Source organism: Maribellus maritimus (assembly GCF_022267315.1).
Classification (GTDB): Bacteria; Bacteroidota; Bacteroidia; order Bacteroidales; family Prolixibacteraceae; genus Draconibacterium; species Draconibacterium maritimum.
In genome coordinates, this window is record NZ_JAIKLE010000002.1 from 1 (window position 1) to 14,646 (window position 14,646).

Annotated in this window: 16 protein-coding genes; 1 reads left to right on the forward strand and 15 read right to left on the reverse strand. The window is 38.2% G+C overall.

Features of this window, described 5'->3' with window-relative positions; all coding sequences use genetic code 11:
* Nucleotides 1-83: 83 nt before the first annotated feature.
* Genes K5G00_RS02090 through K5G00_RS02105 form a run of 4 tightly spaced genes read right to left on the reverse strand, consistent with a single transcriptional unit; the run spans nt 84 to nt 2,261 of the window.
* Entirely contained in the window at nt 84-620 is a 537-nt protein-coding gene (locus K5G00_RS02090) for an SRPBCC domain-containing protein (protein WP_238763912.1), read from the reverse strand.
* A gap of 4 nt (nt 621-624) precedes the next feature.
* Complete coding sequence (locus K5G00_RS02095; RefSeq protein WP_238763914.1) at nt 625-918, reverse strand: RNA polymerase alpha subunit C-terminal domain-containing protein; 294 nt, start codon at nt 916-918, stop codon at nt 625-627.
* The gene (locus K5G00_RS02100) at nt 918-1,358 is read right to left on the reverse strand and encodes a VOC family protein (protein WP_238763917.1); all 441 of its coding nucleotides are present in this window, start codon (nt 1,356-1,358) and stop codon (nt 918-920) included. Before K5G00_RS02100 ends, K5G00_RS02095 begins: the two co-directional genes overlap by 1 nt.
* A gap of 12 nt (nt 1,359-1,370) precedes the next feature.
* The gene (locus K5G00_RS02105; protein ID WP_238763919.1) at nt 1,371-2,261 is read right to left on the reverse strand and encodes an SRPBCC family protein; all 891 of its coding nucleotides are present in this window, start codon (nt 2,259-2,261) and stop codon (nt 1,371-1,373) included.
* 129 nt (nt 2,262-2,390) lie between these two features.
* On the opposite strand from K5G00_RS02105, the gene K5G00_RS02110 reads away from it, so the two are divergent.
* A complete protein-coding gene (locus K5G00_RS02110) occupies nt 2,391-3,383 on the forward strand; it encodes a GlxA family transcriptional regulator (RefSeq protein WP_238763921.1) in 993 nt (330 codons plus the stop codon).
* Nucleotides 3,384-3,394: 11 nt separating this feature from the next.
* Here the strand turns inward: K5G00_RS02110 and K5G00_RS02115 are convergent, their stop codons facing one another.
* The 11 genes from K5G00_RS02115 to K5G00_RS02165 form a co-directional block, all read right to left on the reverse strand.
* Nucleotides 3,395-3,883, reverse strand: a complete 489-nt coding sequence (locus tag K5G00_RS02115) for a YdeI/OmpD-associated family protein (protein ID WP_238763923.1) — start codon at nt 3,881-3,883, stop codon at nt 3,395-3,397.
* An 18-nt stretch (nt 3,884-3,901) separates the two neighbouring features.
* The gene (locus tag K5G00_RS02120; RefSeq protein WP_238763925.1) at nt 3,902-4,258 is read right to left on the reverse strand and encodes an iron chaperone; all 357 of its coding nucleotides are present in this window, start codon (nt 4,256-4,258) and stop codon (nt 3,902-3,904) included.
* Nucleotides 4,248-5,048 (reverse strand): nucleotidyltransferase domain-containing protein, encoded by an 801-nt coding sequence (locus K5G00_RS02125; protein WP_238763926.1) that lies wholly within the window; start codon nt 5,046-5,048, stop codon nt 4,248-4,250. The genes K5G00_RS02120 and K5G00_RS02125 overlap by 11 nt, the downstream gene beginning before the upstream one ends.
* Before the next feature lie 3 nt (nt 5,049-5,051).
* Entirely contained in the window at nt 5,052-5,537 is a 486-nt protein-coding gene (locus K5G00_RS02130; protein WP_238763929.1) for a hypothetical protein, read from the reverse strand.
* 20 nt (nt 5,538-5,557) lie between these two features.
* Nucleotides 5,558-6,082, reverse strand: coding sequence for a shikimate kinase (locus K5G00_RS02135; protein ID WP_238763933.1), 525 nt, complete (start codon nt 6,080-6,082; stop codon nt 5,558-5,560).
* A 54-nt stretch (nt 6,083-6,136) separates the two neighbouring features.
* Entirely contained in the window at nt 6,137-6,652 is a 516-nt protein-coding gene (locus K5G00_RS02140; protein WP_238763936.1) for a DUF6265 family protein, read from the reverse strand.
* An 84-nt stretch (nt 6,653-6,736) separates the two neighbouring features.
* Entirely contained in the window at nt 6,737-6,949 is a 213-nt protein-coding gene (locus K5G00_RS02145; protein ID WP_238763938.1) for a hypothetical protein, read from the reverse strand.
* A 94-nt stretch (nt 6,950-7,043) separates the two neighbouring features.
* Nucleotides 7,044-8,276, reverse strand: a complete 1,233-nt coding sequence (serA, locus tag K5G00_RS02150) for a phosphoglycerate dehydrogenase (protein ID WP_238763939.1) — start codon at nt 8,274-8,276, stop codon at nt 7,044-7,046.
* 197 nt (nt 8,277-8,473) lie between these two features.
* Entirely contained in the window at nt 8,474-9,205 is a 732-nt protein-coding gene (locus tag K5G00_RS02155) for a 3-keto-disaccharide hydrolase (RefSeq protein WP_238763940.1), read from the reverse strand.
* 97 nt (nt 9,206-9,302) lie between these two features.
* The gene (locus K5G00_RS02160; RefSeq protein ID WP_238763941.1) at nt 9,303-11,069 is read right to left on the reverse strand and encodes a RagB/SusD family nutrient uptake outer membrane protein; all 1,767 of its coding nucleotides are present in this window, start codon (nt 11,067-11,069) and stop codon (nt 9,303-9,305) included.
* Nucleotides 11,070-11,082: 13 nt separating this feature from the next.
* Nucleotides 11,083-14,631: a TonB-dependent receptor gene (locus tag K5G00_RS02165; protein ID WP_238763942.1), complete on the reverse strand. Its 3,549-nt coding sequence runs from the start codon at nt 14,629-14,631 to the stop codon at nt 11,083-11,085.
* Nucleotides 14,632-14,646 lie beyond the last annotated feature (15 nt).

Below are 14,646 nucleotides of genomic sequence, written 5' to 3' on the forward strand. Positions count from 1 at the left end.
TCTCAAGTTCTTTTAAATCCTCTTTTATATTGAATTTGCTTTGTCTTCCCATGCTTCAAAGATAATAAAGCGACACTATATACTCAAATTGGTATTACAACACGGGTAGTAAGAATTTCACATTCCGAAGAAACTTGTAGAATTTCATTTGAAAGAATTTCCTCCTTTAAAAAGTCAAAAGCTCCTTTCCGCAGATTAATTCCATATTCCAGGTAGGCTTTGAGGCAGGCCAGAAAATTTGCCCATCCTTCGGTATTTCCTTTTAACCAGTTAATTCCTTCAGGAGTGTTCTCTTTCTCTTTCCCTTTCTCGGTTGCGGTTACCAGGGTGTTGTTTTCCGATTTTTCTGAAAGTTCAATATTTACTTCTGTTTTTTCCGAGCCACTGTCCCAGAAAAAAGTGATTGATTTGTCCGTTTCAGTTTTGCCAACGTCAACCGGGAAACCTTCCTCAAATTCGGGGAAATACCAGGTTATTGTTTTCCCTTCCTCCATTCTTCCAGAGCCTTTGGAGATAAAATAGTTACTCATCTTTTCCGGATTTACAATAGCTTCAAAAACATCGTTTGCCGGTTTTTGAATTTGAATGCGTGCTGTTATCTCAAGTTGATTTGAATTCATGTTTTTATTTTTTGAATTGTAGTCCGTTTTCTTTTAGAATATCTCTCAGTTTTGAAATCACGTTTTTCCCAACGCCATGAAGTTCCAGAATTTCATTTTCAGAAAAATTACTTAATTCTTCAACCGAAGTAATATCGTGCTTTTCCAGAGCCCGCCGGGCGGGAGCTGAGAGATGAGACAAAAATCCAACTTTGGGTTTCCGTTCTTTTTCGCATTGCGGGCAAGTAGGACAATCGCTGCTTTTGTAATAGCGATGCCCTTTTTCACAAATCCGCAACGTTTTATCAACATTTTGCATTATGCCTTTTCAGCGCAATTAAACATCCACTTCACACCAAATTTATCAGTGCAGGCGCCATAATAATCGCCCCAGAACATGTCCTGAAGTTCTTGTTCCACAGCGCCTCCTGCCGAAAGTGCTTTAAATAACTTCCGCGTTTCCTCGCGGGTGTCCGGTTGAAGGTTTATATAAATGTTGGTTCCCATAATAACTTTGAAACCCATTTGCTCCGGTGCATCAGAACCCATTAACATATGTCCGCCTAAAATCGGCAAACTCACATGCATAACCATGTTTTCAACCCCATCGGGTATGGGAGGCATGCCGTCCGCAGGGGGGACATCTTTAAAACGCATAATTCCTTGTCCGTCGAATTCAGTTCCAAAAACCGATTTGTAAAATAAAAATGCTTCCTCGGTGTTTCCGGGAAAATTGAGATAAACATTTACTGTTGCCATAATTATAAATTTTTATTGTTCGCAGATTGTTTTTAGTTTTTCCAGCGCTTTAGGCCATGTTTCCGTAAAATAGGAACTCATATTTTCATCCAGTTTGGTTTTGGTTATCATATCAACTTTCAGAAGCGTTTTGCCATTTTGATCAGTGAAAGTATAGTTTTCCAGTCCGCCACTCCATGGTTCCACTTCCGGGCCGGACGTTTTTTCTACTCCATTTTCCAATAAACCGAGGTGTTCAATGCTAACAAACTGGTTCGGGATGTTTTCTTTTATCCGGCTTACCATACCTCCTTCATTTCCATTTTCATCGATCCCGATAAAAAGAATTTTCGATTCCTTTTCCCATGAACCTTTATAATGTGAAGTAGGGTTGAATATTTTCGTCCATTCACGGTAAGTTTTATGCGCCAGCATAATTTTGTAAACCTTTTCGGGTTTAGCGTCAATTAATATTTCAAAATGTATATTCTCCATTGTTCCCGATGCTTCTACATATTTTTTAAAATTATTCAGAATGGCCTGCCACCCTTTTTTTTGCATTTCAATTGGATTTTCATTTTCCGCCTCAAAAACCTCTTTAACATGGGTTTCGTCGCCTTCTCCCCTGAAAGTTATTTTAACTTTCCGTTCATCATCAAGTGTTTCTTCAATTTGTTCTTTTTCCTTAACAAAATTATATGTGCCACTAAAATCGAAACCAAAACTTCCGTCTTTTGCTTCCATTCGCCAAACAAATTTTCCTCCTTCGCGAATGTCATTTTTTGCCCACGGACAGAACCAGTCATCTGATGCAAAATTCCAGTTAATAATGTGATTTGGCTGTGTCCAAAAATCCCATACTTTCTGAACAGGTGCTTCAATTTTTGTTGAAACTGTGATGAATGTTTTTTCTTTTTTCTGCATTGCTATTTTTTTCTAATCGTCGTTTCTCTTTTATTAAAACAAAATTACTTTCGTTCAAAAAAATTATAGATGTGTAAAAACGACAAATTTTAGGTAAATTACGACAATTTAGTCTTTTAATGTTTTGAAATGAAAAAAATATCAATTTTAGTAGCTGAAAATACAGTCATTCAGTCTATTGCTGATCCGCAATACTGTTTTGAAACCGTAAACTATTTTTTAAATGTAAAAGGAAAACCTTCGATGTTTGATGTTCAGTTGGTTGGAGTATCCAACGGTATTCGCTTAAATAAAGGACGCTACAGCATCCATCCTGATAAATTGATTGATGAGGTTTACAAAACAGATTTAATTATTATTCCTGCTTTGTTTGGCGACATAAATGAGGCTTTGGAATCAAATAAAAATTTTATTCCGTGGATTGTAAAACAATACAAATCGGGAGCAGAAGTCGCTTCGTTGTGCGTAGGGGCATTTTTACTGGCGTCAACAGGGTTGCTTAAAGGCAAAAAATGTTCAACACATTGGGGATTTATAGATGACTTTAGTAAAATGTTTCCCGATGTGAATGTGCAACCCGGGAGTATTATTACCGAAGAGAGCGGAATTTATACCAGCGGAGGTGCAAATTCATACTGGAATCTTTTATTGCACCTGGTGGAGAAATATACCAATCGTGAAACGGCACTGCTGATTTCAAAATATTTTGCCATTGAAATTGGTAGGAGCAGCCAGTCGTTTTTTGCCATGTTTAAAGGCCAGAAACAGCACAACGACGAGGACATTAAAAAAGCACAGGAATTTATTGAGAGAAATATTGAAGAGAAAATTACGGTTGAAGAGCTTGCTGAAAAACTAGCTGTTGGCCGCCGAAGTCTTGAACGGAGATTTAAAAAGGCGACAAACAATTCTGTGCACGAATATATTCAGCGGGTAAAAATTGAAGCCGCCAAACGAAATATGGAAACCAGCCGTAAAAATATCAATGAGGTGATGTTTGAAGTGGGCTACACGGATACAAAGGCATTTCGAACAACCTTTAAGAAGATTACGGGAATCACACCTGTTGAATACCGGAACAGATATAATAAAATTGAAACAGAAAGCATTCAGGTGGAGTAATTTATTAAGTTTTAATCATAGAATTTCAGGTTTTGTTGCAAACGCTCCATCATGGTAACAATTCGTTGTGTTTTGGTTTTTATGGTTTTGGCAGCATAAATCCAGTCGATGTAGGCTTTTTGTTCTCCTTCAGAAAAGTTGAAAAAACGTTCTGCAATTTCTTTTGGTTCATTCAGCAAACATTCCTGAATCTCATGGGGTATTTTATATGGAAGATCATCGGCAAAGAGAATGATATGCACAAAATTACCCGCTTCTTTTTTGATTTCTTTTCTGATTTGCGCTTTTACCGGTAAAAAAAGTTTACCGTTTCCCATGGGCATAAGTTTGTAGTTTTTCAGTTCAAAGCCATCGATTGAACCCTTTACTTTTACCCAGCCAAACGGATTGTTTTTGTTTTGTAGTATTTCCGGAATTTCCGCATAAGTCCAGCCGCCTTTGCCTGGATACTTTTGCAGGAGATATTCTTTGTCAACCAGTGGGCTTTCAACCGAATTCATAAAAGTAATAACCGAGCTTTATCGGATTTTGTTTTCTTCAACTCTTAACTTTACTATTCTGGTAATCAAATTAAATGGTATTGGCTGATTCAAAGGAAACTGCACCGAACCTTTTCCTTGTTTGTACTGCGAAAGTTCCCGGGCAAATTTTGCATGTCCGCTTGGAGTTGCATAAAAACCTACATGTTTTTTGTAGCCCGCAAAATAAACAAGCGGCTTGCCAGATGTTTTGTATGCCGGCATTCCGTAGCTTATACTTTCTTCTGCTTTCGGGGCAATTTCGAGGATCGTTTTCCGCAGCCTTTTTAGTATTTTCTGAATATCTTCAGGAAATTCCGAAATATAATCGTCAACACTTTCAGATTTATTCTTCATCGGTCGACTGCACTTTTGTTTTAATTTTTGTGAAGTATTCCATCACCTTCTTTTGAAGTTCATTTTTTAGAACAACATCTCCCGGATATAGCTTTTTCCGAAACTCGTTGTAAAGTTCAATTTCTTTTTCCAAAGAGCGTATTATCGAGGAAACTTCATATTCCGGAACCGTTTTTTTCAGACTCTCGAAATCGGTTGTGTCAAAGTTAAATTCAATCTTTCGCAGACCTTTTGGAAGCTGGCTGTTTTTTATTTGTAACAAAGGAGATATTACATTCATTCTCAAATAAGAAATGGAATCGAGTGCTTCAAAATATTCACCCCGGCCAATTTTTAATGTGATGTAATGAACCCAAATCCAGAAACGATCTTCAATCCATTGAAAATCGAGTTTGGGCCAGCTGGCTTCTGTGGTTTTTATTATTTCGGAAAGAATATTCCCTCTTTCCCAGAGTATGACCGGATTTTCAACGCGTTCTTTGAATTCTTCGGCGGTAACAAATTTAATATCAACATGCAAAAGAGGGGTCTCAAACAGACAAATCAATACCCGTGGTTCCCCAACATGTTCACCTGTAAATCCGTCGATAAACTGGCCCATTTTTGATGCATATTCAAGCATTTTTTCCTTCTGCCCCGAAATTTTTTCTTTGGTAACTAAAACCAGATCCAAATCTGAAAATTCATCCAGTTCGTTGGTGATGTATGAACCGCCGGCTGCAAGCCCTAAAACCTGAGAATCGGTTTTTAGTTTTTCGACCGCTTTTTCGGCAAATTGTTTTTGTATCATTTTTTAACTAAAAAGTGTTATCCAAATGGGTATCATAGCAGCAATTGCAACTGAAGCAGTTTGCCAGTTGTAGTTGGTAACATATAAGCCACACATCAAATATAAAGGATTTTCTAATTCAGATATTATTTTCCCGTGACCCGAAGACCCCTGAAAAATTATTCGTTCGCCCTGTTTATTCACCAGACTCCATTTTGTGTTCCATATATTGTCAAATTTCCATAGGAATTTGTTATCGTCTATAGTAATGGTTGCCCGGTTCATCCAGGTATTGTATACAATTTTTCCGACGACTGTATTTTTTTCCCGATCAATAATTTTTGTATTCTGTTTAAAAAATCCTTGTGAAAGAAATGTATATTTTTCACCTAAAATAGTTGCTTCATAAGCGTTGGAAAACGTCCGGTTTATAAGATATCCTATTGGTTTTCCGCTCTCAAAAAGTTTATAGGTACACGAAAATAAATTTTTGCTCCACGTAATTTTCATAACTGTTCAGGTTTTGGATTTTATTGTTTTGATTTCAATGAGTTCAAGATGGATTCGATTTCATTTATGATTTCAAAGTTATTTCTTGAAGTGTTTTCAATAACAAAGTCAGTGTTAAAATTTTTATCCAGAAATTGTTTGTTAATTTTTTCCATTTGTTTGTCGGAAATATTTACATGAATGGATTGGTCGCGGGTTTTCACTCTGGTAAGGCAAATTTGAGGATCAGCCTTAATTTTTATTGTTATTACCTCAAAATCAACTTTTAATTTGTTTAGCATGGTTTCAAAAGCGGCACTTAATCCAAGAGATTCAAATACCAATTTTTGTTTTTTCTGCATTTCTTTGCGAATGCCATTTTCGATAGCTAAAAAAACTTCCTGAATATAAGCATCATCATCCGGTTTTCTTTTCCTGATTATATTTTTTGCCCAATCTTCCACGCGTATAAAAGGAATATGAAAATGCTTGTCAAACAGATTTCCAATAAAAGATTTGCCGCTTCCTTTTTGGCCAATAAGAAGAAAAATGGTTTTTTCGGGCATTGTGTCTGAATGTTAAAAAGAGCTTTGTTGATTTCAGGTTTAAAAGTAAAAAATTTATTTTACAACCCGGTGATAATTGAATTTAACTTCTGATTTTTCTCCGTGACTATCAATCACCACATACATGTTTATTTCATCGTCACTAATTCGTTCAAAAGTAAAACCATCAAAAAAAACTTTGCCCGGATTAACTTTTACCAGTTTAAAATCAACGGTTTCATCTTTTTCTTCCCAGCCTTTTAAATCGGAATGAAAGTGTTTTAACCGAAGAACAAGTGTTTCCTTTTCTTCAACAAGTGTACAAATTTCATAGAAATTCACCTTATCGTTTACAAGCAGCCGGAAAACGCACATCATTGAACCGCCAAGAGGGGGAGACCATATTTCTTCCGCAATCCCGCCAAAAGCTTCTCCTTTCCAGTGTCCCTGAATCCAGGCGACATCATGGAGTGTTGCATTTGGAGAACCAACAGAAGTATCGTAAAACATGGTATTTGGAAATTTTTCCTGTGCATTAATTTGGAGTACAAAAAAGGCGAAGGAAAACAAAAAAAAGTATATTTTTTTCATTCGGAAATTTTTCTAATCAAACATTAAAATCAGTGATTTGGTTTTTGCTCAAATTTATAAAAAGTGGGAAAAATTTATGAGATACTACTTATTTTCTTTTTTCCTGTTCTTCTTGTTTTGCCGATAAATGATATAAACAATAATCAATAAAACCGGAACCACAATAAATAGAATGATATTCAGAAGGTTAAGTTCAACGGGTTCGGGGTTTGCTCCGGGTAAAGTGGTTGGACCCTGTGAATATACCGTTGCCCAAAGGACTATAAAATTTATGGCTAACAGAATTTTTTTAATCATGTTAAATTGTTTAAATGTGCTTTTAAGTAGAAGAACTATCTGCAGGATTTTGTTCAATTTAACACCCAACAAAAATAGATTTAACTTAGCAGGATTAATACAACATTCTAGCTTTTATTGTATTTGGTATCTTTTTTAGTTCTTTTAAAATGGTATCACTTATTTTACTCTCCGTATCAATAATTACATAACCAATGTCGGCATCGGTTTGCAGATATTGGGACGCAATATTTATCTCTTTTGATGTAAAAACATCGTTTATTTCTTTTAAAATTCCGGGTACATTTTTATGAATATGCAGGAAGCGCTGTTTTTCCCGGTTTGGAAGCAGCGAGACCTGCGGAAAATTAACTGCCCCAATAGTTGAGCCATTATCGCTGTAGCGGATTAGTTTTTCTGTAACTTCCATTCCAATGTTTTCCTGGGCTTCTGATGTGCTTCCTCCAATATGTGGCGTTAAAATTACATTGTCGAATTTCTGCAACTCAGAAACAAATTTTTCGTTGTTCGAAGCCGGTTCTTTTGGAAAAACATCGGCAGCGGCACCTGAAAGATGACCTGATTTTAACGCTTCCGCCAGCGCGGGGTAGTCAATAACTGTTCCGCGGGAAGCATTGATAAGCAGCGCTCCTTTTTTCATTTTTGCGATCTGGACAGTTGAAATCATTTTCCGTGTGTTTTCGGTTTGCGGAACGTGGAGGGTGAGCACATCCGAAATTTGCAGGAGTTCGTTTAAAGATGAACAGGCAGCCGCTTTTCCAAGACTCAGCTTTTTTTCAATATCGTAATAATACACATTCATTCCCAGCGATTCGGCCAAAATAGAAACTTGTGAACCAATGTGTCCGTAACCTACAATCCCCAGATTTTTATCGCGCACTTCGTAGGCATTTTTTGCTGTTTTTTGCCATTCGCCCCGGTGTGCAGCAGCATTTTTTTCCGGAATACCACGCATTAATAAAATGGCCTCGGCAATTACCAGTTCAGCAACTGAACGAGTGTTTGAAAACGGAGCGTTGAAAACCGGAATTCCCAGTTTTTTTGCCGCCGGTAAGTTCACCTGGTTGGTGCCAATGCTAAAACAACCTATGGCAAAAAGTTTTTTGGCTTTTTTTAGGATTTTTTCTGAAAGTTGGGTTCTCGAACGAATGCCAATCATGTGTACATCCTTAATTTTCTGAATCAATTCCTCTTCGTCGAGCGCTGTTTTCTGGTATTCCACGTTAGAATAACCAGACGCTTTTAAACTTTCTACCGAAGAACTGTGGATGCCTTCGAGCAAAAGAACTTTGATGTATTTTTTGTCGAGCGAAAACTTTTTTGCCATGGTTTGATTTTTTCTCAAAAATACAATTGGAATAATGGATTTCAACAGATTTATCTATTTTATTTTGATATTTGAAGTTGTTTTATCCACGTTTTAAGCGTGTTGGTCTGACGTGGGCACGGAGGGAAATTCTATTAAAACAGAAAAGGAGTAACCTCTGTTGAGATTACCCCTTGCTTAACTTTTAAAAAACCAGACTATAACTCTTTTATTTTTATAACACGGAATATTGTTAGTCCGCCATGATCCTGTAACCCGATATGGCCTTTTTTAGCCATTCCGTAATGTTCTGCATCTTTCCACTTTCCGGCTGCTTTTTGTGCTTTCCATTCATCGCTCCACAGCTCGTATTCCACTACTTTTTTCCCATTCAGCCAGTGTTCAACATGTGGATTTTGAACAACAATTCGTGTTGTGTTCCATTCTCCAACAGGTTTTACTTCTGCTCCTTCAGCCGCCTGCATTGAATAGTTGGAAGCAGTATATTGGTGGTCCGCAATTTTGGTTGGCCAGCCCTTTCCATCAATTAGCTGGTATTCCGGTCCCGACTCGTAAATCTTTTCGGTGACACCTTTTTTAACGTGGTAGAAAATTCCTGAATTGCTTTGAGGTGAAATCTTCCATTCAACATAAAGCTCAAAATTTTCATATTCTTTTTTTGTAATGATATCTCCGCCATGATCGGAGCCAACACCCGAATTGTGTAACTCTCCATCGATAATTTTCCAACCGGTCACTTCGCCACCGTTAAACTTCTCCCATTTGACAATACTTTTTCCATCAAAAAGCATCTCCCATTCTTCATCAGTCTTTGGCTCGTTCTGTGTTACACCACTCTGTTCCTGTTCGTTTGTTTTTTTAGCAGTGGAAGAACAGGAAAATGCAGTTGCAACAGTAAGAATCAAGACCCAACTCCATAAATCTCTCATTGTATTTTAGTCTTTCAATTGAAAAATAGGAACTGACATTATTTGTATTATAAACGGTTTATCGTTTTGTCTGTCAGTTCCCTTGCTGTTTAATTAACTAAAGGGTTGGATCAAAGGTTCCTCCCCATTCTGCATTTTGTTCGATGTTACTATTCAGATCAATAACCGATTGTTGAATCGGAAAGAAATAATATTTTTCCGGAAGTGAAGTCACCTTTACCCCTGTAAAAGGTATTTGCCATGTGATATATTTAAAATCAGTTTCGGTGAGTTCATTGTTGTCGGCGAGCGTTTTTGCTGTTGCAATTGGCATTTCTGAACCATCTTCATTAATAGCAATAGCTTCTACACCATGTTTGGTTTTTCCATCCAAACGGTCAAGCATTCTCAATCGGCGTAAATCCCAGAAATATTTTCCTTCAAAACAGAATTCAATGTTTCTTTCAGTAAGAATTGCTTCTCTTATTTCCTCGCGTGTTGTTGCTGTAATTCCGTAATTACCATCATCCCCAGGTTCTATTCCTGCTCTTTCACGAATTTCTTTCAGAATTGTAAGAGCAACATCCTGATGCCCTGTTTCGTTAGCTGTTTCTGCATAGTTCAACATTACCTCGGCAAAACGCATTACAATAAAATCTATGTCGTATTGTTGTACTTCTGATTGTAATAAGGACAGGTCGCTGGCTTTACGAATAAAGAATCCACTGTAGGAATTGAGGTTGGTGGAATTTGTATTTGCTGCGGGGTTTGTTCCAAAGTCATCTAAAACATCGGCAACGCCCAGAGCCGTGTATTGTCTGTTTCCGGTTTTGTTTGAAACTTCATAAATGGAACCATTCCAAACAACAGATTTATCAAATCTGGGGTCACGGTTCTCCCAGTAGTTCTGTAAGAATTCCTCGGTGGTTTTGTAGTATTCTCCAGTGGGATCGTTATATCGCTTTCCGTCTTTCATCGGGAATTCCTGAATAAACTCCCATGTTGGACAAGCCCACGCATTTCCACGGCTTTCTGAACCGGGGCGAACACCATAATCCCAGTTGGTTGTTTTATTGGGATATGTATTTATTACAGAGAATACGACCTCCGGGCCACGCTCTACCAGAAAGATATCTTCATAATTCTGTGTTAACGCGTATCCAAGGTTTTTAAGTTTGGTGTATGCTGCTTCACTGGCAGTGTAAGCGTCGTCCCAATAACTGTTGTCCCATGGATTACCCGGGTTAAACTGTGGTGATGCTTTGTAGAGAAGAACTTTGGCTTTAAACGCAGAGGCAAAACAGCCGTCAATTTTTCCATAGTCGGTAGATGAGGCCGAAATTTTCTCAGGAAGAAGACTAATTGCATCATCTAAATCTTCGGTTATAAACCCGAAGCATTCGCTGGTTGAATTTCTTTCTACATATAAATCGTCTGTGTCTTTATCCTGTGGAATAGTTATATATGGAACCCCTCCATGATACATTACCATTTGAAAATATACATAAGCCCGTAGGAATTTAGCCTGGCCAATCACATTGTCTTTTACTTCCTGTGAAAGCTCACTATCTGTTACATTTAGAATAGCTTCATTAATTAAACGAATGGTTGTATAATCCCATGATTTGTATTCTCCATTAGTGATGGTAACCCTGTCAGGATAAAAATGAATTCCCGAGAGTTGTTGCGTTTTTTCATCAAGCTCAGGGTCCCAGTTTCCAAAAACTTCAGCATACACATTTGCCATGTATGCTTCTACTAACGATTCATCGTCCCATACAAGATCTGCTTTGTAGTCATCTATGTTCTCAATATCGAGTGTGTCACAACTGCTTATAATAAACAGTGTTAATACGCTAAATATTAAATATTTTAATTTTTTCATTTTAGTATCTTTTTTAAAATTTAATATCAAGACCAAAAGTGAATGATTTCATTAACGGGTAAGAGTCGTAAGTATCCTGTTCCGGATCATGGAATTCAGTCATTGCTGAAAGTACAAACAGGTTGGTGCCGTTAAAAAATACCTGGGCTGAACTAATTTTGAATCCGGAAATCCAGCTTTGCGGAATAGCATAACCAATATTCAGGTTTTTTAAACGTAAGTAGGCCCCGTTTTTAATCCAGAATGATTGGTTTCCTGTTCCCGATTCATACCAACTACTTCCGATAACACGGGGATATTTTGCATCCGGGTTATCAGGAGTCCAAACATCATCTGCCCAGATTGGGTAGTAAGGCCTAACAGTTCCTCCATACTGACGGATACCACCCATTCCTGCCTCGTAACCACCAAGGTTACTGATCATCCGGTCATACATTCCAACGCCCTGAAAGTGCGCATCTACTGTAATTCCTTTCCAGGTAACACTTCCTCCAAAACCATAGTTAATTCTTGGTGCTCCATTGTCTGATAAAACCTGGATATCGTTGCTGTCGATTTTTCCATCAGGGCCGGGAGAATAACCGTCGCCTCTTACATCTTCAAAGTACAAACTTCCAAGGTAAGGATCTCTTCCAAACTGGGTGAACCCTGCTCCCAGGAGCTCATCCAATTGCTCTTGCGTACGGATAATTCCAATTGTTTTATATCCTGTAAGTCTGTTTAATGGTTTTCCAATGGCTGAAAATTCTTCCAGATTTCCTCCCGGAGAGCGTAAAGCCGTTTGGTCTAGCACATCCCACTGGTCTTTGGAAAAGCCAACATTCCCATAGATTGTGTAATCCAGTTTACCTCCCAATGTTTTGTTTCTCCACATCGCATTAATCTCAAAACCTCTCCACGATCTTGCTGCGTAATTTTCAGGGGCTAAATCCCGGCCATAAGTGTCAGGGATGGTAACAATACGGGATCCCAAAATATCTTCTTCCTTTTTGTAGAAAGCTTCGATTGACCCGGATAACTTATTATTCAAAACAGTAAAATCAATACCTCCATTGTAAGTAGTCGAAGTAGCCCATGTAAGGTATGGATTAGGGGTTGGGCTCGGTGCTATTCCCAGATTTAAGTTATCACCCCATATATAAGAATTTCCTGATTGGTAAACATACATGTATGAGAAAGGACTTATTTCTTCGTTCTTGTCGTTCAAGTCATTTCCTGTGGTTCCATACGATGCTCTTATTTTCAGGTTGTCCAGCCATCCGGAAAAATTATCCATGAATGATTCTTCACTAATTCGCCATCCTGCTGATACTGAGGGAAAGAAACCCCATCTTTTTCCATCAGGGAATAATGTATTCCCATCGTAACGAAAGGAGAATTCACCAATATATTTTTGGTCGTAGGTGTAATTGAAGCGTCCTATCCATGACAAACGTCCGTCGGTAATTTCCGATGCATCTCCCCATCTTCTTTCTGCATCGGTGGAATAAACAAACATTTGATCATAGCTAGTTGTTGGATCGTCCCCTCCTGTAGTTAAGGGACTCTCACCTTTTGCCTCAACCAATTCACCTCCGTTTGATGCCTGCTCCCAAACTACGGTTGCAGCAATGTCGTGTTTCCCAAATGTATTGTTGTAGTTTAAAAACCAGTTAAGTTGTTCACTCCATAACGTGCGAACATTATAACTTAAAAATTCCTGGTTTTGTGAGAAAGTGAATATATTCATATTTTCGGGGTCTGGTGCTGCCGGAATAAAGCGGTTGTCATCAGGAGACGCAGCTCCCCACACATAGTTGTGCTGATAGGTTAAGTATTTCTTCCGCATGTAATCATTGCTAATGTAGTTCCCAACTACTTTGGTACTTAAGCCGGGAATAAAGTCGCTTAAATCAATATCAAAAGAGAGGATGGCATTGACTTCCCGCTTTCTTGTTTTTATGTAACGATCTCCAATTACCTGATCAATTACGTTCCATGCCTGCCAGCTCCCCATAGGGGTTTGTACCGGAAAGTTTGTTACTTCATTGGCTGGTGTCCCATCTTCATACAGATAAAACGGATATGTTTTTGGCCAGTTAAATGTACAGCGGTAAAGGTCTCCAATGGTTTGTTCGTCATCCCCGGAGAAGGGCCAGTAAAATCGTTTTTGGTTTTGCAGGTTTGCTGACAGATTCATATTCATTTTGATCTTATCAGTAATTTGTGCTGTAACGTTTGAACGCAAATTAAATTTATCGTTTTCCAGATTTTTATACGAGCCTTCCTCTCCAATGTAGCTTCCCAATGCGTAGTAAGTAACTTTGTCACTTCCTCCCGATACACTCATTGAGTGTTTTTGGTTCCATGGTGTTTGCCAAATGTAATCGTTTACATTGTAGTTTTTATTTTCGAAATAGGCGAACTCTTTATCTCCATTGGGCAGAGGGAGTCCCTGGTATTCGGCGACCCTGTTTTGGTAGATTAACTCGTCGGTGGCAGTTGTTTTATCCGAGAAAAGTTCCTGGGTAGGAGTCATAAAAGTATAAGATCCCTGATAGTTGAACATTGGTTTTTGTTTTGTTCCACTTTTGGTTACGACCAGAACAACACCGTTGCCTGCCTGCGAACCATAAATTGATGCGGTTGCAGCATCTTTAAGGAAACTTAGTTGATCGATTTCATTTACTTCAAGAGCATCAAATGCTTCCTTATCGCGGACAATTCCATCAATAACAAAAAGGGGTTCACCAAAACCACCCCGAATACGTATGTTGGAAGTTGCTCCCATCAACCCTGAGTTCCCTGTGATATTTACACCAGGAGCTCGACCTGCCAGCGTATTGGAAACATTAGTAGTAGAAATATTACTCAATTCTTCCATTTTTACCGCAGTAATTGCACCGGTCATATTTACCTTCTTTTGTGTACCATACCCGATAGCCACAACTTCGTCGATCCCGATTGTTTCTTCTTCAAGAACTACATCAATCTGGCTTTGTCCTTCAACTGCAATTTCTTTTGATTTCATTCCTACAAATGAAAAAAGAAGGACAGCGTTATCCGGTACATTTGTAAGTGTATAAACACCATCTGCATTGGTAACAGTTCCCTGAGATGTTCCTTTTAAAAACACCGTAACCCCGGGAAGTGGAAACATTTGCGGGTCAGTAACTTTCCCGCTCACGGTTTTTGATTGTTCTGAGAAATTTTCGCCCTGGAATGTGGTAAGTACAATCTGACGATCTTTGATGAGGTAATTTACATCGGTTTCAGAGAAAAGATCACCTAATATATTGTCGATGGTTTTCTCTCTTACATTGATGTTCACTTTTCGTTCAACATTCACCATTTTGTGGTTAAACAGGAAATAGAATTCACTGTTGTTTTCAATTTCATCCAGTACATCAATAATTTTTGCATTGTCCATTTTTAGCGTTAGCCGCGTTCGTTGCGAGTAAGCAGAAACAGCCCATACCTGGGTAAGACCTAAAAACAAAAAAAAGATACTAAGTCTCATGATTTTCCACATTTTAGTTTTGACGCCGTTATGGATGGCATCCCGAATCCATTTTTTTTTCATAAATTTGAAACTTTA